The 23366-nt window shown below is 55.8% G+C and carries 21 protein-coding genes and 1 riboswitch; of the genes, 10 read left to right on the plus strand and 11 right to left on the minus strand.

Annotated elements, in window-relative coordinates; translation table 11 throughout:
* Window positions 1-93: 93 nt before the first annotated feature.
* Window positions 94-915, plus strand: a complete 822-nt coding sequence (bacA, locus tag ACOTWU_RS05170) for an undecaprenyl-diphosphate phosphatase (RefSeq protein WP_003862545.1) — start codon at window positions 94-96, stop codon at window positions 913-915.
* Between the two features lie 13 nt (window positions 916-928).
* Here the strand turns inward: bacA and ACOTWU_RS05175 are convergent, their stop codons facing one another.
* Together ACOTWU_RS05175 and ACOTWU_RS05180 are read right to left on the minus strand one after the other, a co-directional pair.
* On the minus strand, window positions 929-2170 hold the full coding sequence (locus ACOTWU_RS05175) for a multifunctional CCA addition/repair protein (protein ID WP_023304444.1): 1242 nt from the start codon (window positions 2168-2170) through the stop codon (window positions 929-931).
* 60 nt (window positions 2171-2230) lie between these two features.
* A complete protein-coding gene (locus ACOTWU_RS05180) occupies window positions 2231-2851 on the minus strand; it encodes a TIGR04211 family SH3 domain-containing protein (RefSeq protein ID WP_001303390.1) in 621 nt (206 codons plus the stop codon).
* Between the two features lie 237 nt (window positions 2852-3088).
* On the opposite strand from ACOTWU_RS05180, the gene ACOTWU_RS05185 reads away from it, so the two are divergent.
* From ACOTWU_RS05185 to hldE, 3 genes are read left to right on the plus strand one after another with little or no spacing between them, the layout of a single operon-like run.
* Window positions 3089-4390, plus strand: a complete 1302-nt coding sequence (locus tag ACOTWU_RS05185; protein ID WP_017384034.1) for an inorganic triphosphatase — start codon at window positions 3089-3091, stop codon at window positions 4388-4390.
* Between the two features lie 21 nt (window positions 4391-4411).
* Window positions 4412-7267, plus strand: a complete 2856-nt coding sequence (glnE, locus tag ACOTWU_RS05190; RefSeq protein WP_040118126.1) for a bifunctional [glutamate--ammonia ligase]-adenylyl-L-tyrosine phosphorylase/[glutamate--ammonia-ligase] adenylyltransferase — start codon at window positions 4412-4414, stop codon at window positions 7265-7267.
* Window positions 7268-7307: 40 nt separating this feature from the next.
* Window positions 7308-8738, plus strand: coding sequence for a bifunctional D-glycero-beta-D-manno-heptose-7-phosphate kinase/D-glycero-beta-D-manno-heptose 1-phosphate adenylyltransferase HldE (gene hldE / locus ACOTWU_RS05195; protein WP_040118125.1), 1431 nt, complete (start codon window positions 7308-7310; stop codon window positions 8736-8738).
* Window positions 8739-8853: 115 nt separating this feature from the next.
* On the opposite strand, the gene ubiK is transcribed toward hldE, so the two are convergent.
* Window positions 8854-9150: a ubiquinone biosynthesis accessory factor UbiK gene (gene ubiK / locus ACOTWU_RS05200; protein ID WP_000566823.1), complete on the minus strand. Its 297-nt coding sequence runs from the start codon at window positions 9148-9150 to the stop codon at window positions 8854-8856.
* 120 nt (window positions 9151-9270) lie between these two features.
* Window positions 9271-9421, plus strand: a riboswitch (FMN riboswitch).
* A gap of 105 nt (window positions 9422-9526) precedes the next feature.
* Here ubiK and ribB point away from each other — a divergent pair.
* Window positions 9527-10180, plus strand: a complete 654-nt coding sequence (ribB, locus tag ACOTWU_RS05205; RefSeq protein ID WP_015571897.1) for a 3,4-dihydroxy-2-butanone-4-phosphate synthase — start codon at window positions 9527-9529, stop codon at window positions 10178-10180.
* 44 nt (window positions 10181-10224) lie between these two features.
* Here ribB and ACOTWU_RS05210 read toward each other — a convergent pair whose 3' ends face one another.
* The 5 genes from ACOTWU_RS05210 to zupT form a co-directional block, all read right to left on the minus strand.
* Window positions 10225-11286 (minus strand): fimbrial protein, encoded by a 1062-nt coding sequence (locus ACOTWU_RS05210; protein ID WP_040118124.1) that lies wholly within the window; start codon window positions 11284-11286, stop codon window positions 10225-10227.
* Complete coding sequence (locus ACOTWU_RS05215; protein WP_220719400.1) at window positions 11270-12031, minus strand: fimbrial biogenesis chaperone; 762 nt, start codon at window positions 12029-12031, stop codon at window positions 11270-11272. The genes ACOTWU_RS05210 and ACOTWU_RS05215 overlap by 17 nt, the downstream gene beginning before the upstream one ends.
* 9 nt (window positions 12032-12040) lie before the next feature.
* A complete protein-coding gene (locus ACOTWU_RS05220; RefSeq protein WP_032103349.1) occupies window positions 12041-14485 on the minus strand; it encodes a fimbria/pilus outer membrane usher protein in 2445 nt (814 codons plus the stop codon).
* A gap of 76 nt (window positions 14486-14561) precedes the next feature.
* Complete coding sequence (locus ACOTWU_RS05225) at window positions 14562-15122, minus strand: fimbrial protein (protein WP_015571893.1); 561 nt, start codon at window positions 15120-15122, stop codon at window positions 14562-14564.
* 266 nt (window positions 15123-15388) lie between these two features.
* Window positions 15389-16162, minus strand: coding sequence for a zinc transporter ZupT (gene zupT / locus ACOTWU_RS05230; protein ID WP_015571892.1), 774 nt, complete (start codon window positions 16160-16162; stop codon window positions 15389-15391).
* 130 nt (window positions 16163-16292) lie between these two features.
* Between zupT and ygiD the strand changes: the two genes are divergently transcribed.
* Window positions 16293-17081: a 4,5-DOPA dioxygenase extradiol gene (ygiD, locus tag ACOTWU_RS05235; RefSeq protein WP_017692656.1), complete on the plus strand. Its 789-nt coding sequence runs from the start codon at window positions 16293-16295 to the stop codon at window positions 17079-17081.
* An 82-nt stretch (window positions 17082-17163) separates the two neighbouring features.
* Here the strand turns inward: ygiD and ACOTWU_RS05240 are convergent, their stop codons facing one another.
* The 3 genes from ACOTWU_RS05240 to tolC all read right to left on the minus strand — a co-directional run bounded on the left by ACOTWU_RS05240 (window position 17164) and on the right by tolC (window position 20665).
* A complete protein-coding gene (locus tag ACOTWU_RS05240) occupies window positions 17164-18324 on the minus strand; it encodes a glutathionylspermidine synthase family protein (RefSeq protein WP_017384039.1) in 1161 nt (386 codons plus the stop codon).
* 2 nt (window positions 18325-18326) lie between these two features.
* Entirely contained in the window at window positions 18327-18992 is a 666-nt protein-coding gene (locus ACOTWU_RS05245; RefSeq protein WP_032649565.1) for a DUF1190 family protein, read from the minus strand.
* Between the two features lie 194 nt (window positions 18993-19186).
* Complete coding sequence (gene tolC, locus ACOTWU_RS05250; protein ID WP_017384041.1) at window positions 19187-20665, minus strand: outer membrane channel protein TolC; 1479 nt, start codon at window positions 20663-20665, stop codon at window positions 19187-19189.
* Window positions 20666-20868: 203 nt separating this feature from the next.
* Here tolC and nudF point away from each other — a divergent pair, with 203 nt between their 5' ends.
* From nudF to yqiA, 4 genes are read left to right on the plus strand one after another with little or no spacing between them, the layout of a single operon-like run.
* On the plus strand, window positions 20869-21501 hold the full coding sequence (gene nudF, locus ACOTWU_RS05255) for an ADP-ribose diphosphatase (protein ID WP_045141813.1): 633 nt from the start codon (window positions 20869-20871) through the stop codon (window positions 21499-21501).
* The gene (locus ACOTWU_RS05260; protein ID WP_003862516.1) at window positions 21498-21920 is read left to right on the plus strand and encodes a DUF1249 family protein; all 423 of its coding nucleotides are present in this window, start codon (window positions 21498-21500) and stop codon (window positions 21918-21920) included. The genes nudF and ACOTWU_RS05260 overlap by 4 nt, the downstream gene beginning before the upstream one ends.
* A 27-nt stretch (window positions 21921-21947) precedes the next feature.
* Window positions 21948-22775 (plus strand): 3',5'-cyclic-AMP phosphodiesterase, encoded by an 828-nt coding sequence (cpdA, locus tag ACOTWU_RS05265; protein WP_047057461.1) that lies wholly within the window; start codon window positions 21948-21950, stop codon window positions 22773-22775.
* Window positions 22775-23356, plus strand: coding sequence for an esterase YqiA (gene yqiA, locus ACOTWU_RS05270; RefSeq protein WP_015571888.1), 582 nt, complete (start codon window positions 22775-22777; stop codon window positions 23354-23356). Before cpdA ends, yqiA begins: the two co-directional genes overlap by 1 nt.
* Window positions 23357-23366 lie beyond the last annotated feature (10 nt).

A 23366-nucleotide genomic window follows, 5' to 3' on the forward strand; every position in this document is an offset into this window, starting at 1 on the left:
AAACCATTTTAGGTTATATCGGTCTTAAAGCTGTATCTTTCACGGTTGTCCGCGTGGGACACCGTTTTTTTATATCTTTTTAGGGGTTTATAGATGAGCGATATGCACTCGCTGCTGGTGGCGGCAATACTGGGTGTGGTCGAAGGATTGACGGAGTTTTTGCCGGTGTCCAGTACGGGCCATATGATTATCGTTGGCCATCTCCTGGGCTTTGAAGGCGATACCGCAAAGACGTTTGAGGTGGTGATCCAGCTGGGCTCTATCCTGGCGGTGGTCGTGATGTTCTGGCGACGTCTGTTTGGTCTGATCGGTATCCACTTCGGGCGTTTGCCGCAGCGTGAAGGAGAGGGCAAAGGGCGCCTGACGCTGATTCATATTCTGCTCGGGATGATCCCGGCGGTGGTGCTGGGGCTGGTGTTCCACGACACCATTAAATCGCTCTTCAACCCGATTAACGTGATGTACGCGCTGGTTGTCGGCGGCTTCCTGCTGATTGCCGCCGAAGTGCTGAAGCCAAAAACCCCGCGTGCGGAAGGTCTGGACGATATGACGTATCGCCAGGCGTTTATGATTGGCTGCTTCCAGTGTCTGGCGCTGTGGCCGGGCTTCTCCCGTTCAGGGGCAACCATTTCCGGCGGGATGCTGATGGGCGTGAGCCGTTACGCGGCGTCTGAGTTCTCGTTCCTGCTGGCGGTGCCGATGATGATGGGCGCCACCGCGCTGGATCTCTACAAAAGCATCGGCTTCCTGACCGTGGGCGACATTCCGATGTTCGCCGTGGGCTTTATCACCGCCTTTATTGTGGCGTTGATCGCCATCAAAACCTTCCTGCAACTGATTAAGCGTATTTCGTTTATTCCGTTCGCGATCTACCGCTTTATCGTCGCGGCTGCCGTGTACGTGGTCTTCTTCTGATGACCGACCGCCCTCAGTCTTTCGGCTGAGGGCAACGTTTTTCCTTCCACGCTGCAACCGCATCAATCCGCCGCTTCGTCAGCTCTTCGCGGATCGCCGGGCCTTTAAACCCTGCCTCCACCACCTCTTTTGTTGGCACCGCTTTCGCCACGTCCCACGCCTCACGCAGCAAACGACCTTGTGGATAATCGGACGCTTCAAACCCGGTGCGGCCGCGCACGTCGGCTTCGCTGGTCAGCGCAATTTGCTCCACGCGCTGCGGTTTGCGCCAGGCGTCGATGTTATCAAACAGCCTGACGATGGTAGCGGGTTTCAGGATCGGGAAGGTGTGGATCAGGTCGTGAAACTCGGCCACCAGTTTTGCCAGATCGCGAATGTCATTCGGCACGCGCAGGCGCTGGCAAAGCCCTTCAACCAGCTTCACGCCAGCCGGACCGTGCCCGTGGTGGCGTGGCCACAACTCCTTTGGCGTTAACCCCTTGCCGAGGTCATGGCAGAGGGTGGAAAAGCGCACGTCCACCTCCGGGCTGAGCATGGCGGCCATGCTCAGCGTCATCAGGGTGTGAATGCCGGTATCAATTTCCGGGTGCCATTTCGCCGGGGCGGGCACGCCAAACAGCGCATCTATTTCCGGGAACAGCACTTTCAGCGCCCCGCAGTCGCGCAGAACCTGGAAAAAGACCTGCGGATTACGGGTAGTCAGGGCGTTTTCGGTCTCTTTCCAGACGCGTTCTGGCGTCAGGTGTTCCAGCTCGCCCGCGTCGGTCATGGCCGTCATCAGCGCCATCGTCTCGTCGGCGATGCGGAAGCTGAGATGGGCATAACGGGCGGCAAAACGCGCCACGCGCAGTACGCGTAACGGATCTTCAGAAAAGGCGGGGGAAATATGGCGTAAAAGACGGTCGCGCAGATCGTTCTGGCCGCCGTAGACGTCGATAATATGGCCGTTTTCGTCCTGCGCCAGGGCGTTAATGGTGAGATCGCGGCGCAGTAAGTCCTGCTCCAGCGTCACATCCGGCGCGGCATAGCAGGTGAAGCCGGTATAACCGGAACCGGATTTCCGTTCGGTACGCGCCAGGGCGTACTCTTCCCGGCTTTTCGGATGGAGGAACACAGGAAAATCGCGGCCTACCTGCTGGTAGCCCGCGTCAATCATCGCTTCGGGCGTGGCACCGACCACGACCCAGTCTTTATCTTTGACCGGCAGACCTAATAACGCATCACGTACCGCACCACCGACCAGATAACTCTTCACGCCAACACTCCCGTTTTCTCTTTTCGCAAGATGATACGTAAGTGTGGCAGAGAAGACGAGTTAGTTCATCCAGCGGTCTTTACGTTTACGGCTTGGGATAAGGTGAGGAAGCACCAGACCCAGCACCAGACCGACGCCCAGCACCCCGCCGCCATACATAAACCACTGCATGATGATGGTGCGTTGTTTGTCATCCAGCTGTAGATTCGCGGCGTTCACTTTCTTCTGCGCGACGATCAGCTCATTTTTCAGCTTCTGATTTTCATCTTTCAGACCGGCGATCACGCTGTCGCTTTGCGCCACTTTCTGCTGCATCTCTGCGGTGCGCTGGTTCCAGGTGCCGTCAATGTTGTTCAGCTTATCGGTCAGGGTTTTCACCTGATTTTCCAGGTCCGGCACGCGGGTGCGCAGGCTCGGCACCGTGCTCAGCTCTTTCAGCGGGATCCATGAGGTGCGGCCAGAGCTGTCACGAACCTGACCGTAATTGGTGTCTGCATTGGTTTGCAGCAGAGTCACTTCCTCGCCGGCATTTACCGTACCCACGAGGCGATAATTGTCTCCAGGGCCGCTGCGTACCCAGGTATTCAGTTCATCAGAAACGTAACGTTTCTCTTCAGCGTGGACCGCGGTTGCGGCGCTAAAAGCGAGTAAAGTAAGTCCAATCAGGCGTAATTTAAGCATATCAGTCGTTATTTTCATAAAAAGTGGAACGATAGTAGTGGTATCAGTGTCGCTACGCAAAGGATTCATCATCAATCGGAATCATCTGTGTCATGATTTCCACCGCTTTAAACTTTTACGCCCGTCAAATTGCTCATTGCGTGGCAATTTGGCGCAAAATACTATGTACTGACAAATAAATGGCGAGGAAGTTCGCCTTCATCGACGCGTCTGTGACGCACGCAAAAGTACAAGGCTATGGCACAAGAGATCGAATTAAAGTTTATCGTCGAAAAAGACAGCGCTGACGCGCTCCGCCAGCATCTGAATACGCTGTCCGGCGAGCACCATGAACCCGTACAGCTGCTCAACATCTATTACGAAACGCCGGACAACTGGCTGCGCAACCACGATATGGGCCTGCGCATCCGGGGTGCGAACGGGCGCTACGAGATGACGATGAAAATCGCCGGTCGCGTGGTGGGCGGTTTGCACCAGCGTCCGGAATACAATATCGACATCAGTAAGCCAGAACTTGAGCTGGATCGTTTTCCGGCGGAAGTGTGGCCGGAAGGGACGCTGCCCGCAACGCTGTCGGCAGAGGCGCAACCGCTGTTCAGCACCGATTTCTGGCGCGAAAAATGGCTGGTGACGGAAGGCAAGAGCCGCATTGAGATCGCGTTCGATCGGGGTGAAATTAAGGCGGGTGAAGAGCAGGAGCCGATCTGCGAATTGGAACTCGAACTGCTGGAAGGCGAGGCGAGCGACGTGCTGAAGCTGGCGCACAAGCTGGTGAACCAGCCTGGCCTGCGTCAGGGCAGCCTGAGTAAAGCGGCACGCGGCTATCACCTGGCCGCCGGGAATGCGCCGCGCGTGCTGCGAGAAACCCCGATTCTGCGCGTTGTGCCGAAAGCCTCCGTTGAGCAGGGCATGGAAGCGGCGCTGGAGCTGGCGCTCTCTCAGTGGCAGTACCACGAGGAGCTGTGGGCGCGTAACGTGAAAAATGCCAAAAAACAGGTGCTGGCCGCTATGGGGCTGGTGCGTCATACCCTGACGCTCTTTGGCGGCATTGTACCGCGTAAAGCCAGCACTCACTTACGTGATTTGCTCACTCAAACCGAAACGCTGATGCTTTCCGACGTGTCGGCACAAACGGCGATCTACAGCCCGCAAAACGCCGGCGCGAAACTGGCGCTGACCGAGTTTCTGGTGACGCGCGGCTGGCGCACGTTCCTCGATGCGAAAGGGCAGACCAAAATCGCGGAAAACTTCAAACGTTTTGCGGATATCCACCTCTCCCGTCACGCGGCCGAGCTGAGAACCACCTTTGCGCATCCGCTGGGCGACCAGTATGGCGATCAGCTTCCCCGCCTGGCGCGTAACATCGACAGCATGTTGCTGCTGTCAGGTGCGTATGAGGGCGTGAAGGCGCAGGCCTGGCTGGAGAACTGGCAGGGGCTGAAGCATGCCATCGAGACCCGTCAGCAGATCGAGATCGAGCATTTCCGCAACGAGGCCATTTCGCAAGATCCGTACTGGCTGCACAGCGGAAAACGTTAATTCTGGCAAGGAACCCCTGATATGCCGCTTTCTTCACAGTTACAGCAGCACTGGCAGACCGTTTGCGAACGCCTGCCTGAGTCGTTACCCGCGTCATCGTTAAGCGAGCAGGCGAAAAGCGTGCTCACGTTCAGTGATTTTGTGCAGGAGAGCGTCAGCGCCAACCCGGACTGGCTGGCAGAGCTGGAAAGCGCGCCGCCGCAGGCTGACGAGTGGCGGCATTATGCTGGCTGGCTGCAAACCGCGCTGGCAGAGGTGGCAGACGAAGCCACGCTGATGCGCGTACTGCGTCAGTTCCGCCGCCGGGTGATGGTACGCATTGCCTGGGCGCAGGCGCTGGAGCTGGTGAGCGAAGAGAGTACCTTGCAGCAGTTGAGCGAGCTGGCGCAGACGTTGATTGTCGCCGCGCGGGACTGGCTCTACGCCGCCTGCTGTAAAGAGTGGGGCACGCCGTGCAGCGAAGACGGGGTTCCGCAACCGCTGTTGATTCTGGGGATGGGCAAGCTGGGCGGCTGCGAGCTCAATTTCTCCTCAGACATCGATCTGATTTTTGCCTGGCCGGAGAACGGCTCCACGCGCGGCGGTCGTCGCGAGCTGGACAACGCCCAGTTCTTTACTCGCCTGGGGCAGCGGCTGATTAAGGCACTGGATCAGCCCACCCAGGATGGTTTTGTCTACCGCGTGGACATGCGTTTGCGTCCGTTTGGCGACAGCGGTCCGCTGGTGCTGAGCTTTGCCGCGCTGGAAGATTATTACCAGGAGCAGGGGCGCGACTGGGAGCGTTACGCGATGGTCAAAGCGCGGATCATGGGTGACAGCGACGATGCCTGGGCCAACGAGCTGCGCGCCATGCTGCGCCCGTTTGTGTTCCGCCGCTACATCGACTTCAGCGTGATCCAGTCCCTGCGAAATATGAAAGGGATGATTGCCCGCGAGGTGCGTCGCCGTGGCCTGAAAGACAACATCAAGCTCGGCGCGGGCGGTATTCGTGAGATCGAATTTATCGTCCAGGTCTTCCAGCTGATACGCGGCGGGCGTGAACCTTCTCTGCAATCCCGCTCGCTGCTGCCGACGCTGAGCGCTATCGAGCAGCTGCATCTGCTGCCGGAAGGCGATGCGCAAACGCTGCGTGACTCTTATCTCTTCCTGCGTCGTCTGGAAAATTTGCTGCAAAGTATCAACGACGAACAGACCCAGACGTTACCGGGCGACGAGCTGAACCGGGCGCGTCTGGCCTGGGGGATGCGGGTGGATGACTGGGCGGCGCTGACGCAACGGCTGGAAGCGCATATGGCGGGCGTGCGCCGCATCTTTAACGATCTGATCGGCGACGACGAAAGCGAATCGCAGGACGATGCGCTCTCCGAGCACTGGCGCGAGCTGTGGCAGGACGCGCTCCAGGAAGATGACACCACGCCGGTGCTGGCGCACTTAAGCGACGATGCCCGCCATCGCGTGGTGGCGCTGATTGCCGATTTCCGCTTCGAACTGAACAAACGCGCCATTGGCCCGCGCGGTCGTCAGGTGCTGGATCATCTGATGCCGCATCTGCTGAGCGATGTCTGCTCCCGCGAGGATGCGCCGGTGCCGCTGTCGCGCATGATGCCGCTGCTGAGCGGGATCGTCACGCGTACCACTTACCTTGAGCTGTTAAGCGAGTTTCCCGGCGCGCTGAAGCACCTGATTTCCCTCTGTGCCGCCTCGCCGATGGTGGCGAACAAGCTGGCGCGTTATCCGCTGCTGCTGGACGAACTGCTCGACCCGAATACGCTGTATCAGCCTACGGCGACGGATGCCTACCGCGACGAGCTGCGTCAGTATCTGCTGCGCGTACCGGAAGAGGACGAAGAGCAACAGCTTGAGGCGCTTCGTCAGTTTAAGCAGGCGCAGATGCTGCGCGTGGCGGCGGCAGATATCGCCGGCACCCTGCCGGTAATGAAAGTGAGCGATCACTTAACCTGGCTGGCGGAAGCGATCATCGACGCGGTTGTCCATCAGGCGTGGGTGCAGATGGTGGCCCGCTACGGGCAGCCGAAACACCTTGCAGAGCGCGAAGGCCGCGGTTTTGCGGTGGTGGGTTACGGCAAGCTGGGCGGCTGGGAGCTGGGCTACAGCTCCGATCTGGATCTGATTTTCCTCCACGACTGTCCGGCAGACGTCATGACCGACGGCGAACGTGAGATTGACGGGCGGCAGTTCTACCTGCGTCTGGCCCAGCGCATTATGCACCTGTTTAGCACCCGCACCTCATCCGGCATTCTGTATGAAGTGGATGCGCGTCTGCGCCCGTCCGGCGCGGCAGGCATGCTGGTCACCTCGACGGAGGCTTTCGCCGACTATCAGAAGAACGAAGCCTGGACGTGGGAGCATCAGGCGCTGGTGCGCGCCCGCGTGGTATACGGCGATCCGCAGCTCAAAACGCAGTTCGATGCGATCCGCAAGGCGGTCATGACGACCCCGCGCGAGGGCAGTACGCTGCAAACCGAAGTGCGGGAAATGCGGGAGAAGATGCGCGCGCACCTTGGCAACAAACATCGCGATCGCTTTGATATTAAAGCCGATGAAGGCGGCATTACCGATATCGAGTTTATCACTCAGTACCTGGTGCTGCTGCACGCGCACGATAAGCCGAAGCTGACCCGCTGGTCGGATAACGTGCGCATACTGGAACTGCTGGCGCAGAACGACATTATGGATGAGCAGGAGGCGCAGGCATTAACCCGCGCCTACACCACGCTGCGTGATGAGTTGCACCATCTGGCCTTACAGGAACAGCCGGGCCATGTGGCGCTGGACTGTTTCGCCGATGAACGCGCGCAGGTGACCACAAGCTGGCAGAAGTGGCTGGTGGAACCGTGCGTAACAAAACAAGTGTGATATTATCGCGCGCAAATTGTGAATCTTTCTGGAGTCAGGAATGAAAGTAACACTGCCAGAGTTTGAACGTGCTGGAGTTATGGTTGTCGGTGATGTGATGCTGGATCGCTACTGGTATGGGCCGACCAGCCGTATCTCTCCGGAAGCGCCGGTGCCGGTAGTTAAGGTCGACACCATTGAAGAGCGTCCAGGCGGCGCGGCAAACGTGGCGATGAACATAGCCTCGCTGGGCGCGCATTCGCGTCTGGTGGGCCTGACCGGCATTGACGATGCGGCGCGTGCCCTGAGTCAGTCGCTGGCGGACGTGAACGTGAAGTGCGACTTCGTTTCTGTTCCGACCCACCCAACCATCACCAAGCTGCGCGTCCTGTCGCGTAACCAGCAGCTGATCCGCCTCGATTTCGAAGAAGGATTCGAAGGCGTTGATCCTGAGCCGCTGCACGAGCGTATTAGCCAGGCGCTGGGCAATATCGGCGCGCTGGTGTTGTCTGATTATGCCAAAGGCGCGCTGGCGAGCGTGCAGACCATGATCCAACTGGCGCGTAAAGCCAGCGTACCGGTGCTGATCGATCCGAAAGGCACCGATTTCGAGCGTTATCGCGGCGCAACCCTGCTGACGCCAAACCTCTCTGAATTCGAAGCGGTGGCGGGCAAGTGCAAAACTGAAGAAGAGCTGGTTGAGCGCGGCATGAAAATCATCGCTGATTTCGAGCTGTCTGCGCTGCTGGTGACCCGTTCCGAACAGGGCATGACGCTGCTGCAACCGGGCAAGGCGCCGCTGCATATGCCAACCCAGGCGCAGGAAGTGTACGACGTGACCGGTGCCGGTGATACGGTGATTGGCGTGCTGGCGGCGACGCTGGCGGCGGGTAACTCCCTGGAAGAAGCATGCTACTTCGCGAACGCCGCGGCGGGCGTGGTCGTCGGTAAACTCGGGACCTCCACCGTTTCGCCAGTCGAGCTGGAAAACGCGGTGCGTGGGCGTGCGGATACCGGCTTTGGCGTCATGACTGAAGACGAGCTGAAAGTGGCCGTTGCTGCCGCGCGCAAACGCGGTGAAAAAGTGGTGATGACTAACGGTGTGTTCGACATCCTGCATGCGGGTCATGTCTCGTATCTGGCGAATGCGCGTAAGCTGGGCGATCGCCTGATTGTGGCGGTCAACAGCGATGCCTCAACCAAACGTCTGAAGGGTGAAACGCGTCCGGTGAACCCGCTGGAGCAGCGCATGATAGTGCTCGGCGCGCTGGAAGCGGTGGACTGGGTGGTCTCATTTGAAGAAGACACCCCGCAGCGCCTGATTGCCGGAATTCTGCCTGACCTGCTGGTGAAGGGCGGTGATTACAAACCAGAGCAAATCGCAGGTAGCGAAGAGGTCTGGGCAAATGGTGGTGAAGTGATGGTGCTCAACTTTGAGGACGGGTGTTCAACCACCAACATCATTAAGAAGATCCAGAAAGACAGTCAGTAAAAAACGGGCCAACAGGCCCGTTTTTTTATGTCGGATGGCGGCTGCGCCTTACCCGACCTACGCATTCATCCAGGCCCGGTAAGGCGTAGCCGCCACCGGGCACAACAGGCCGCACTTATGCCTGGTCATCCACCGGTGGAATAGCTGGCGCTGGCTTCACTTCTTCCGGCGCATTGCGGCTCTCCAGCTCGCTCAGACGCTGTTCCAGCAGCGCCAGCTTCTCGCGGGTGCGCAGCAGCACCTGAGTCTGCACATCAAACTCTTCGCGGCTGACTAAATCAAGGCGAACCAACTGTGCCTGCAACGTCTGGCGGATTTTCTTCTCAACGTCATCACCAAACTCACGAATACCTTTCGGCATGGACTCATGAACCTGACGCGCGATCTGCTCAATTTTCTTTGGGTCAATCATTGTCGTTTCCCTTGATGAAAAGGTGTTAGTGCCTATTGTAGCGCGTCATGCCGTGGGTTAAACAAAATTGTTTGAAGCTTATGCATTGCCCAAGGTAATCAATAGCGTTATAGTTATCTCGCTTATTCTCAGGGCGGGGCGAAATTCCCCACCGGCGGTAAATCAGCTTAACGCTGAAAGCCCGCGAGCGCTTTGGGTGAATTCTCAAAGGTCAGCAGATCCGGTGTAATTCCGGGGCCGACGGTTAGAGTCCGGATGGGAGAGAGTAACGATCCAGTCGGGCATGGCCCGCTCACGTTATTTTTTTGCCGCTAGTACGGCGCTCCTAAGACTGCCCTGATTCTGGTAACCATAAAGTTAATGAGGTTTTTTTACCATGAATCAGACGCTACTTTCCTCTTTTGGCACTTCAACTCAACGTGTTGAACATGCACTGGATGCACTGCGCGAAGGCCGCGGTGTGATGGTGCTTGACGATGAAAACCGTGAAAACGAAGGCGACATGATTTTTGCCGCCGAGAACATGACCGTTGAGCAGATGGCGCTGACCATCCGTCACGGTAGCGGCATCGTATGCCTGTGCATCACCGAAGACCGTCGCAAGCAGCTTGATCTGCCCATGATGGTTGAAAACAACACCAGCGCCTTTGGTACCGGCTTCACCGTGACCATTGAAGCAGCGCATGGCGTAACCACCGGTGTGTCGGCGGCTGACCGCCTGACTACCGTGCGTGCAGCGATTGCTGATGGTGCGAAACCATCCGATCTGCACCGCCCTGGTCACGTCTTCCCGCTGCGCGCGCAGCCGGGCGGCGTGCTGACCCGTGGTGGTCATACCGAAGCGACCATCGATCTGGTGACGCTGGCTGGCTTCAAACCCGCAGGCGTGCTGTGCGAACTGACCAACGATGATGGCACCATGGCGCGCGCGCCGGAGTGCATCACCTTTGCGCGACTGCACAATATGCCAGTGGTGACGATTGAAGATCTGGTTGAGTACCGCCGGGCGCACGAGCGCAAAGCCAGCTAAACATGCTGATGTGAAAAAGCCGGGGAAACCCGGCTTTTTTGTTTCTAGTGGTAGTTAATTTTGAACAGTACCACGGTTTCAAACGGCCCGGACTGAATCGCTTTCCCTTCTTCCCGTGAAAGTTCAGCCGTGTAGTTTTGCTCAACATTCATCGTATCGCCCGTAAAATCGGCGTACTCCTTGTACTGGTTGAAGGTGTAAGGCTCCGTTCCGTTAAGAATACGCAGCTTTAACCCATTCCCTATCAGTACCGCGGTGTCGTCTGCGCTAAGCGTTTCGGTTGTGTAAAACGACGAGTCCATCTTAAATCCGTCCGAGCATTGGGCATCCTGCACTTTGGTGGTTCGTATTGAAAACGTGCGCATACGCGTCTGCTGATTCACAATGTCGCGCGCGCTGAAGGCGCCGAAGTCGATCTCCTGATTTTCAGGGAAAATGCTAAACGTCGCTCCGCAATCAAGCACCGTAATGTTTTGCAGTCCGTTGATGTGATACTTGAGGTTCTTCGCGTCGGCCATCTGATTAACGCCACCCTTACCGTCAAACTGCACAACGATGTAATCGCTGAGCGAACTGACATAACCATGTGGCGGCATAGTCTTAATTCTCACGAAAAGTCGTAATCGGGCGACGAACGTGCGTGAAATATGGATATCATCCGGATTGCCGGAGCAGATGCGATTCTCCCAACCCATCTGGCGGATTTGATCCGGGGTGTAAATGGTGATGTTATCGTTGTCCAGGCACTGGCGGGTATCCACGCCGTTGGGCTGGCCCGTGGCATCGTAATCTATGCCTTCATAGGTAACGCCCAGTTCATAATAGGGATCGGTTGCGGCAGGATAAGGGTTTACCCACGCAAAGACATCTTCCGGCTGAAAATTGCTCGTGACGTTGTTATCACAGGTCACCGGAATTTTAATGTCATCAGACTCCCATATTTTTTGACCAACCTGAGCGTTGCTGGGTATCGCAAAAGGGGTGATCGTTTTTGTCTCCTCGACGGGGCCGCCCGATCCACCCAGATAGCAGTTAAGCGCCAGCGCATCTTTCAAAGGCAGCGCTGAAAGCAGCAGTGTAAACAGGAAACTAGCGAGCTTTTGCATCTTTATCGATTTTCCGTTCGGTAAGTTTACATAGCGCCGTTCCGGTGCACTGCACGTCGACTTTTTTTAGGGCGCCGTAATCGTCGATATAGCCGATGCTGTAATAACTACCGTGGTAATCACCGGTAGAGGCGGTTGCCGTGGCGAAAGGCGCAATCATCAGACTGTCAAAACCCGGCAGCATGGTTTTGGCATTTTTGCTCAGCCACGCCAGCGTGATGTAGTACGGCGTAGGGTTGTGGACCGTGAGTCCTTTCGCGCTGGCGGTAATTTCCATGCGCATTTCAGCCAGTTCGCCGGATTTTTTGCGAATCGCTTCCGGACGCCAGAACAGCTTGATTCGGCTCTGCATGGCAACCTGCATCACGCTGCGCTCCTCGCTGGCGCTGATGCTTTTTGGCGGTACTTCACGCAGGTTGAAATAAAACAGCGATTCCCTGTCTTTTGGCAACTGGCGGGTGGCGGCTTGTTTAACAATTCTTACCTGCGACGAGGCGCCCGCTTCGATACGTTGAATGGGGGGAAGCGCCATAAAGTGCGCATCTTCTTTATGCCCCTTTTCATCTTCAATCCAGGAGAGCGCCAGATAAGGCAGCGCCTTGCTCTGGTTGTCCACTTTCAGGCTGCTGGCCTTGTCGCTTTCTGGAAAAACAATGCGCGTGCGGTCCAGATTAATGGCCGCATGGGTGGTAAATGCTGTGCTGATTAGCATCAGGCACAGGCTTTTAATCGGCGTTAATTTCATGATGATTTCTTACTGACACGGCAGTATCAACTGCATACTGTTTTCTAAGTGAGAAGGTAACGAGAAGCGACACTGTTGGTTGTCGCCCCATGTCACGCGAAACTGCTGTTCTGGCTCAACGGCGCCGAGCCAGACGTGGCCTTCATCGGCCACCATCCCAACCTGCAAATCGTTTGCTTCCAGGCGAACAATCGCCCCGAGCGGTGGCGTTCCTGATGACATCCGCAGAACACCTGCCACGTCCCGACCTGCACGCGTGGCAATCTGACGAAAACCAATGGCCCCCTCAGTCCAGGTTGAGGTCACGACGCGGTTGTCCACGTCCACGCCATCCGGAAGGTTGTTCATATTGATCTGCACGCTGGAGGGGGAATAGCTGGAGAATGACGGTAAAACGCCGATGCCAAAACGGTTGGTCTCATCTCGCGACATGTTCAGCGGGATATTGCCTACCCCGTCGGTGCTGACCATTACGCGGGGTTCATTACCGTAGCTGCGCCGGTGCAGCGCGGCGCCTTTCACCGTTGAGGTGAAGGAACCGCTCCAGCTTGCGCTGAGGGAGTTATATTCGTCAGCTTTATAGCTGCCGGAGAGATTAAGATCGCCGTACGCAGAATAATGCTGATAATTCCCGCTGAACTGCGCCCCGGAGTCTGGCTTCCCGCTCTCCGCGCCCGCGGAAACGCCCCAGGTGTTATTGCGATCCGACGTGTCGTACCACGACACGTTATGGCTCAGCGTGTCGCGGTTACGCAGGTCATAGTTAAGTCGATGATCGGGATCGAGCGGTACGCTGAGCGAGAGATAGAACTGAGTATCGTCACTTTCGTCTTTCTCATCGTAATGCGTTTTACTCCAGGACAGGGTTACGCCAAGGTTCTTCCAGCGGCCCATATCAAAGTTGTAGCCCGCCGTGATACTGCCGGTCGTGGAGGGTGAATCATTCCACCATGTCTGACGCAGCATATTGACGTACAGGTTCAGGGATAACGCCGAAATGTACTGGCTTGCCGTCACGCTCAGGGTTTGTTTTTCCGACTGGCGGTCACCGTCGTCATAATCAAGGTAGCGGGCGTAGCTCAAAAACTGTGGATCTGAGTAGCGGTAGCTGGCGAGCGTAAGCTGACTGCCGGTGGTATCGAAACGCTTGCTGTAGTTAATGCGATAGCTGTAACCCGTCTGGCTGCGCTGGTGTGGCAGCTGGCTGGTGGCCTGCGTGACGTCAAAAGAGAGCGCCCCCAGCCAGGCCATATTCTGGCCGATTCCGGCAGCGACGGAACGATAGCGGTCGCCATCGGCCAGCGTACCGCCATACAGGGAGGTGTGCGACAGCATGCCCCAGGAAAATTCGCCGCTCATGAAGGCGTTATCTTCAACGTCATGGGAGGCGCCCTGGCGCGCTTTACCCGCCGCGAGCTTGTAGCGCACCTGACCCTTGCGCGTTAAAAATGGTACGGATTCGGCCGAGACCTGGAAGGTGCTGACGCGTCCATCCTCTTCCGTGACTTTGACGTCCAGCGTGCCCTGAACCGACTGGTTAAGATCCTGAATAACAAAAGGACCTGGCGGCACTTTACTCTGGTAAATCACGCGATTGGCAAGGCTTACGGTTACCGTGGCGTTGGTTTGCGCTATCCCGGTAATCTGCGGGGCATAGCCGCGCAGCGACCATGGCAGCATACGTTCATCGCTGATTAGCGATGCGCCGGTGTAGGTAAAGGCGTCAAAAATTGCGGACTGGAAATCCGTTTCACCCAACGTCAGTTTCGCACCGATCGAGGGCAGAGGGCGGAACATATACACGCGTGAAAAACGTCCATTATGCTCCGAGCCTGCGTCAGTATGGCTTTGCGTGTACTGGTAATCGCTGCGTAGCCGCCACGCGCCCATGTTCGCGCCGGCGGTGCCATAGGTATTGGCGTTGTCATTGTTGCTGCCGCTATTGGGCTGATAATGGCTGGCAAAAAGATTGTAATCCAGCAGTACGCCCGGCACGCCGATGTCCCAGGTGGATGGCGGCATCCAGTCAACCGCACGGTATTGCAGCCACGCCTGGGGGATGGTCACTTTCAGGGTCTGGCTGCCTTGCTCAAAAGTAAATCGGATGTCGGGTCTGGCGGAGAAATCAACGCATCCCTCTTTCTCAGGCAAAGCGTGGCGAACGTCATCCTGCAACGCAAAGGTATCGACCAGCTCGGGGGGAATACAGACCTGAACGGCGTTATTTATTTCTCGCCAGCGAAGCTGCCAGCCATTTGCCAGCGGAATATCATTGACGGCAACCGTAACGAAATAGCTTCCCGGCGTAACCGATATTTGATCTTTAAACAGTGATAAATCGACGCTGCCGCGCTGATCTTTATCGATGGCGTTTATATTAAACTCGGTGGCAGAGGCAACTTTCGTCATTAACAGGGACGCAATGATGATTATCCATTGTAATTTGTATGTCATCATCCTGTTACTCGAGTAAATAGAGAGTGCCGACCGGTATGAATTACCAGTCGGCTGGTGCCGTGACGTAACAGAATTATTTGTACATCAGGACGTAGTTAGCCGTGGCTTCAACCTGGCCTGCCGTCGCAGTTTTACCTGTAGGGACTTCCATAACCGCTTTGAAATGCAGCGTCTGGGTGGTTGAACCCGCCAGCAACTCAACCTCGTTGGCCTCTCCCAGCGTGATAGCAGACTCCGCGTTATCCAGCAGACGCACCCCCACGTTCTGCGCACCGCTTGCATAGGTGTTGCTCATCAGGCTGGTATCCGCCGCGTCTGTCGCTGCGCTGGTAAAGGTCACATCCACTTTGGTAATTGGCGTGTCGGTCTCGTCTGCCGGATCGTCAAGCTGGCAGTTTTCCAGATTGATATCGACCGGTACCGGGGTAGATTTTTTGTTGGCGTTGATAACAGCCGTGGTCACTTCACCCAGATCGACTTCTTTATCAACGCTGTCTGGTGCGATACTGCACGGTGCGTCAATAACAATACCTTTGAATGTGATTTTTCCTGAGCCTTGATCATCTGCAAAAGCAGCACCCGATACAATGACTGCCATAGCCGTCGCTAACAGTAGTTTTTTACCCATATACATGAAAATATCCTTTTTCAGAGTGATTCATAATGTGAATATTAATTTCAGAATACTCGCGAAGTATACGAATTGGGGTGGGGAGACGCGATTAACATGACTTAAATATATTTTTAGATGGTTTTAATTAATATTTGCAGGCTATCTTAAGAGGCGTGGTTTTTCGGGATTTTAACAGGACTATATTTTTCAGGTTATTATAGGTGAAATATATAGGATTGTTTTTTTGAATAATATATAGCCTCCGTATAAAACGGAGGCATAAATTCTTAGCCAATACCGGCCGTTTGCAGCAGTACCAGACTCATCCCCATCACTGACATTCCACACAGTACGCCGTAGCTGGGGTTATTGTTGGGATCGATCTCTTTCGCCAGCGGCATCAGCTCATCGACAGAGAGCGCGACCATAATCCCGGCCACGGCAGCCATAATCGCAGCCATCACAATCGGGGAGACGAGGCTACCGAGGATCAGCCACGCCAGCACGCCGCCGAGAATTTCAGCCATCCCGGAGATACCCGCCCAAAAGACAGCCGTACGTTTTGAACCCGTGGCGGCATAAACGGGCCCGGCAACGGCAAGTCCTTCAGGAATATTGTGCAAAGCCACGGCCAGCGCCACACCAAAACCCATTTCCAGGTTGCTGCTGGCCGTGACATAGGTGGCGATACCTTCCGGAAAGTTATGCAGGCTGATACCCAGCGTCAGCAGAATGGCCGTGCGTTTGATATTGCCCGGGATGGGGGTAACGCTTTTTTGCATTAAATCCTGCGGGTGCGCGTGAGGAAGAATACGGTCAAGCGCAAAATAACCCAGCAGTCCAATGATAAACATGCCATAGCCCAGAACAGGCGACATACCTTCGGTGTGAAGCGCGGCGGGCAGCATCTCCATCAGCGAGATAAGCAGCATGATCCCGGCGGCGAAACCCAGCGAGAAGGCCAGAAGGCGATTAGAGGGTTTTTGCCCGAGTACCCCGAGGAACGCACCGATAAAGGTTGCGGCGCCCGCGAGTAAGGTCAAAATCAACGGTACTGACATGCATTCTCCTTAAGCGATATCTGACATTCAAATTTCCTGATGATGATCTTCACGGTTATCTGCGTTCATCTTCACCTGAATGCGCGTAATGTAGGCCCATCACATTGCCACCTCCTCTAAGGATATCACCATGTCTTCTTCTCGTATGCCAGCACTGTTTTTAGGCCATGGCAGCCCAATGAACGTCCTGGAAGATAACGTCTATACCCGCGCCTGGCGTCAACTGGGTGAGACGTTACCGCGTCCGAAGGCAATTGTGGTGGTCTCTGCGCACTGGTTTACCCGGGGTACCGGTGTGACGGCCATGGAAGCGCCAAAAACGATTCATGATTTTGGCGGCTTTCCGCAGGCGCTGTATGACACGCATTATCCTGCTCCGGGCTCCCCCGAGCTGGCGCAGCGGCTCGTTGATCTGCTCGCCCCTGTTCCGGTTGCGCTGGACAAAGAAGCCTGGGGCTTTGACCACGGCTCATGGGGGGTGTTGATCAAAATGTATCCGGATGCCGATATCCCGATGGTGCAACTGAGTATCGACAGCACCAAACCGGCTGCCTGGCACATGGAGATGGGGCGTAAGCTGGCTTCGCTTCGTGATGAGGGCATCATGCTGATTGCCAGTGGCAACGTGGTACACAATCTGCGTACGGTACGCTGGCACGGTGAAAATACGCCGTACCCCTGGGCAACAGCCTTTAATGACTATGTAAAAGACAACCTGACCTGGCAAGGGCCGGCCGAACGACACCCTTTGGTGAACTATCTGGATCACGACGGCGGTTCGCTCTCTAACCCGACGCCGGAACACTTCTTGCCATTGCTGTATGTACTAGGCGCGTGGGATGGTCAGGAGGTTATTACAATCCCGGTCGACGGTATTGAGATGGGGAGCTTGAGTATGCTGTCGGTGCAGGTGGGGTAAAAACATGTCGGGTGGCGGCTTCGCCTTACCCGACCTACATATTGAGCGTAGGCCCGGTAAGCGTAGCGCCACCGGGCAAGTCTTACTCGACGAAAATATGCGGATAGAAACGCGACAGATCCTGCGTAATCAGCGCGCGATCTTCGCGAATGCCAATCCCAGCAGGCTGATCGTTAATAAGCCAGCTGCCGATCAACGTATAGCTGTCGCCAAACTTCGGCAGTTGATAAAACGCCTGGACGATCATCCCTTCTTCACCGTACGGCCCTTCAACCGCTTCCAGCGTTTTACCGTTTTCGATAATCGAGACGTTTGCCCCTTCTCGGGAGAAGATTGGCTTAACGACGTATTTCTCCATCGGTGGGAAATCATCTTCAGCAAAGTAAGCAGGCAGCAGGTTCGGATGATTCGGGAACATCTCCCACAGCATCGGCAGCAGGGCTTTATTGGAGATAATGCTCTTCCAGGCCGGTTCCAGCCAGCGCACGCCGGCGTCTTCCAGTTTGGTAGAGAACATTTCCCGCAGCATGTATTCCCACGGATAGAGCTTGAACAGGTTGCTGATGACCTGATCCTGCATGTCCGTAAACTGACCTTTTTCACCTAAACCGATATCTTCGATATAGAGGAATTCCGTCGCCACTTCCGCTTCGGCTGCGCAGTCCTGCAAATACTGAACCGTACCGCGATCTTCTTCGGTATCGCGGCAGCAGGCGAGGTGCAACAGGTTGAAACCGTGCTGTTCACGCAGTTCGACGAAACGCTCAATCAGCTTTTCCTGAAGGCTGTTGAACTGGTCGCTGCCTTCGGGCAAGTTTCCGGCATTTGCCTGATCTTCCAGCCAGATCCACTGGAAGAACGCGGCTTCGTACAGAGAGGTTGGTGTATCCGCGTTGTTTTCTAAAAGCTTCGGTTCACCCACGCCATCCCATGCCAGATCGAGGCGAGAGTAGAGCGAAGGCTGGTTCGTTTTCCAGGACTGACGAACAAAACTCCAGGTGTGCTTCGGAATGCGGAATTTGGTCATCAGCTCATCGCTGTCGATGACTTTTTCTACTACCTTCAGGCACATCTGGTGCAGCTCTGCGGTTACCTCTTCAAGCTTTTCGACCTGAGCGAGCGTGAGCTTATAGTAAGCATCTTCACACCAGTACGGCTCGCCGTACATGGTGTGAAAGTTGAAACCGTATTCGGTGGCTTTTTCGCGCCAGTCCGGGCGCTCAACAATACTGACTCGTTCCATGATCAGCCGCCCATTGAGCGGGTTGAGGAGCCGTTCGCACTACGCTGCATGGTGGTTTGTTTGGCAACAGACTCACCAAAGCCGCCACGGGTAATGGTGCTGGTGGTGGCTGGTTTCGGCGCCATTGCGGTTTTCGGTACGGTCATCGTACGGCCTGGCGTTGCAGCACCGTAACCCTTGCCGGTGGCATCGGTGTATTTACCGTAGGCCGGGCTGTTCGGGTTTTTGGAGCTAAACAGCGGCTGCTGCTGGTAGCCCGCACCGCCGCTCATCAAACGGCCCATCATATAACCCGCCATCAGCGGCATCCAGAAGCTGCCGCTGGACTGTGCCTGCGCCTGGTTTTCCGGTGCCATACCCGCCTGAGCAGGTGCCTGCTGGCACTGGCCTTCACCGAATTCGGCTACACAGTCTTCGCGAGAGGCATATTTCGGCGCGGTACGTTCCGCTTCTTTGAGGGCGTTGTTATAGGCCGTCGTACACTCAGCGGCTTTACCGGTTGCGCTCGCGCAGTCGTCGGCGTTTTGATACAGCGAAACCGTTTCGTCGTTTTGCTCACAGCCTGCCAGCATAAAGACGGCGGTGACCGCCAGCGCGACAGGTGTCAGGTGGCGTGCGTTCCAGCTTTTGCGGAACGACGCGTGATTCATCGTTTTTGTCCGTTTCATATTTGTCTTCCAGGACCCAGTGGTAATAACGCTCAGGATAGAGGATGAGTGGTTGAAAATGAAGCGAAGAGGGGCGAAATGCGGGGGATCTTTACGTTGGCTTACGTTCAGGTGTGATTTTGCGCCGGGTGGCGCTGTGCTTACCCGGCCTACGGTTAAGTAGGCCCGATAAGCTCAGCGCCATCGGGCAAGGCTTAATGACGGAACGGATTCGTACCGCTGCTGGCAGGTGCGGTGCTACGCGCTGCCGCTGGCTGCGCAAGCGGGGCGCTGCTGTTAGGGGTGAAATTATCAACGGCGGCATCCTGCTGTGGATTTTCCGGCGCGACGCTGTCAGGCGACGTAGGGACCGGTTTGCCTAGCGTGCTGTTCAGCATTTGCAGATCCTGCTCGTTCAGCGTACCCAGCGCCTGCTTGATGTTCAGCTGGTTAATCAGATACTGATAACGTGCGCTGGAGAGCTGCTGTTTCGCGTTATACAGCGTGGTCGTTGCGTCTAACACGTCCACGATGGTACGCGTACCTACGGAGTAACCCGCTTCGTTCGCATCCAGTGAGCTCTGGGCAGAGACGACGGCCTGTTTATAGGCGTTGATGCTGCTGATAGAGGCATTTACGTTGTTGTAGGAAGAACGCACGGTCTGCACCACGTTGCGGTGTGCGCTTTCCAGCTGCTCACTGGCGCCCACAAAGTTGTACTGCGCCTGTTTCACCTGAGAGTTAACCATCCCGCCCTGGTACAGCGGCAGAGAGAAGCTGAGACCCACTTTGTTCTGGCCAACGTTGCTGTCGTCATAGGCCTGAGAGGTCGTTTTAGACCCGCTGTAGCTGGTGTCCGATACGCCGGTAGAGGCGCTCAGGCTCAGAGTTGGCAGGTGACCATCCTGTGCAAGACGGATCTGCTCGCGCGCCAGATCCTGGCTCAGGCGTGCCTGCAACAAGGTCAGGTTGCGGTTTTCCGCTTCTTTCAGCAGGGCGTTAACCGCCTGCGGTTTGTCCGTTTTGAAACTGTCCACGTTCAGAGAGGCCAGCTCAGGATAGTAGTTACCGGTGACCTGACGCAGTGCTTCCAGGGCGTTGTCGAGGTTGTTACGTGCGGTCACTTCGTTAGCCAGTACGGTATCGTACTGTGAACGGGCGTTCTGCACGTCAGTAATGGCGACCAGGCCCACGTTAAAACGCTGGGTGGTTTGATCTAACTGACGGTAAACCGCCTGTTTCTGCGCTTCGGTGTAGGAGAGGGCGTCAATCGCGCTCAGAACCTGGAAATAGGCGGTCGCGGTATTCAGGATCAGCGTCTGCTGATCGGTCTGATAGGTGACATCCTGAATGCCGGCGCTCTTTTCCTGCAAGCTCAGTTCCCGCCATTTGGACATGTCGAACAGGGTTTGTGTAAGCTGTAAAGAGGCGCTGGTGGCATTCGAATCGATGCCATTGTTATCGCGAAAACCGTTAGTGTAGGTATAATCTGCACCTAAGCCTAACTGCGGCAGCAGTGGACTACGTGCTTCGTTAATCTTTTCAAACGCAGCATCACGATCGGCCGCTGATTTACGTAAATCAGGGTTGCCCAGACGTGCCTGCTGGTAGACCTGTAACAGGTTTTCTGCCTGGCTCATTGCACTGAAGCCCGTCAGGCTCAGGCCGATAAGGATGGGGAGCAATTTCTTCATTTGCATTCCTTGTTGTGAAGCAGTATTAGCGCTGATCTAATTAAAAATAATTGCCGATTCTAACAGAATCATCCACACCAAAAGGTTGGCGTAACGTGCCATCTGGCGGTAATTTGCTCCAATCTACCATATAGCCATACAAACGGCAGCCAAACAGCCTTGAAATTCACAATTTCATCACCATTGCTACCAGGACTCGACCGATGCAAAAACCAGAAAACGTGCCTGTCACCTTCGCCAAAAACGATGTAGAAATTATTGCACGAGAAACGCTTTATAGCGGTTTTTTTTCAATGGAACTTTACCGTTTCAGGCATCGTCTGTTTAACGGTGAGATGAGCGGTGAAATCAAACGCGAAATTTTTGAGCGCGGGCATGCGGCTGTGTTGCTACCCTATGACCCAGTGCGTGATGAAGTGGTGCTGGTCGAACAGGTGCGTATTGCGGCTTATGATACCAGCGATACGCCGTGGTTGCTGGAGATGGTGGCCGGGATGATCGAAGAAGGTGAGTCGGTCGAAGACGTCGCTCGCCGTGAGGCGCTGGAAGAGGCGGGCCTGGCGATCGGCCGGACGAAACCGGTGTTGAGCTACCTGGCAAGCCCGGGTGGGACAACGGAACGTTCATCTATTATGGTGGGCGAAGTGGACGCCAGGACAGCGGAAGGGATCCACGGTCTGGCAGATGAAAACGAAGATATTCGGGTTCATGTGGTGAGTCGGGAGCAGGCTTACCAGTGGGTAGAAGAGGGGAAAATCGACAACGCAGCGTCTGTCATCGCCCTGCAATGGCTACAGCTGCATTATCAGACATTACGACACGAGTGGAAAAAATGAAGCGTTATACACCTGACTTCCCAGAAATGATGCGCCTGTGCGAAACCAATTTCGCCCAGCTGCGCCGCCTGCTGCCGCGAAACGACGCGCCCGGCGAAACGGTGAGCTATCAGGTGAGCAACGCGCAGTATCGGTTAACGATAACAGAATCAACGCGCTACACTACGCTGGTGGAGATTGAGCAAACGGCGCCGAGCATCAGCTACTGGAGCCTGCCGTCGATGACGGTACGTCTTTATCATGACGCGATGGTCGCTGAAGTGTGTTCAAGCCAGCAGATCTTTCGCTTTAAAGCGCGGTATGATTACCCGAATAAAAAGTTGCATCAACGCGACGAAAAGCATCAAATTAACCAGTTTTTAGCCGACTGGCTAAGATATTGTTTAGCACATGGAGCAATGGCGATTCCGGTTTGTTAGCGTCATAAACCTACCTAAGGACACCATTTGGAAAGCCTGTTGAACCTGACTGTTGCTGGTGGGGCGCCAGTCAGGATATTACAAATCACCGACACCCACCTTTTTGCCGAAAAGCATGAGACGCTTCTGGGCGTGAACACCTGGGAGAGTTATCAGGCGGTTCTTGACGCGATCCATGCTGAAAAGCGGCCATGCGATCTGATCGTCGCGACGGGCGATCTGGCGCAGGATCAATCCTCCGCAGCCTATCAGCATTTTGCTGAAGGGATTGCGAGCTTTAGCGTGCCTTGCGTCTGGCTACCGGGCAATCACGATTTTCAACCCGCTATGTACAGTTCGCTTCAGGATGCGGGGATTTCACCGGCAAAATGTGTCTTTGCGGGGGACCAGTGGCAAATTGTGCTCCTCGACAGTCAGGTGTTTGGCGTTCCGCACGGTGAGTTGAGCGACTATCAGCTTGACTGGCTGGAGACAAAACTGGCCGCCGAACCGAATCGCAATACGCTGCTGTTGCTGCATCATCACCCGCTGCCGGCGGGCTGTAGCTGGCTCGATCAGCACAGCTTACGCAACTCTGCGGCGCTGGACGGCGTACTGGCGAAATTTCCGCGCGTGAAAAATTTGCTGTGCGGGCACATTCACCAGGAACAGGATCTCGACTGGAATGGTCGCCGCCTGCTCGCGACGCCCTCTACCTGCGTGCAGTTTAAGCCGCACTGCGCCAACTTTACGCTGGATACCATCGCACCGGGCTGGCGTTGGCTGGAGCTGCATGCCGATGGCTCGCTGACCACCGAAGTTTGCCGTCTGGCTGGGGCTCAATTCCGCCCGGATACCGCTTCGGAAGGCTATTGATGTCGACGCTTCTCTATCTGCATGGGTTTAACAGCTCACCGCGATCGGCGAAAGCGACGCAGCTTCGCCAGTGGCTGAGCGCGAATCATCCTCACGTGGAGATGATTATTCCGCAGTTGCCCCCTTATCCGGCGGATGCGGCAGAGATGCTGGAATCAATCGTGCTTGAACACGGCGGCGAATCGTTTGGCGTTGTCGGGTCGTCGCTCGGCGGCTACTACGCCACCTGGCTGTCGCAGTGCTTTATGTTACCCGCTGTCGTCGTCAACCCGGCGGTCCGGCCATTTGAGCTGTTAAGGGACTTTCTTGGCGAAAACGAGAACCCCTACACCGGCCAACAATATGTGCTAGAGTCACGCCATATTTACGATCTCAAAGTTATGCAGGTCGACCCGCTTGAAGCGCCCGATCTTATCTGGCTGCTGCAACAGACGGGAGATGAAGTGCTGGATTACCGCCAGGCAGTGGCGTATTACGCATCCTGCCGCCAGACTGTAGAAGAGGGCGGTAACCATGCTTTCACGGGCTTTGAAGATCATTTCACCCAGATTGTCGATTTTCTTGGACTGCACAGCCACTGACAATCAATGC

Origin of the sequence: Enterobacter cloacae complex sp. GYL001, assembly GCF_049237125.1 — a bacterium.
Lineage (GTDB): Bacteria > Pseudomonadota > Gammaproteobacteria > Enterobacterales > Enterobacteriaceae > Enterobacter > Enterobacter hormaechei_C.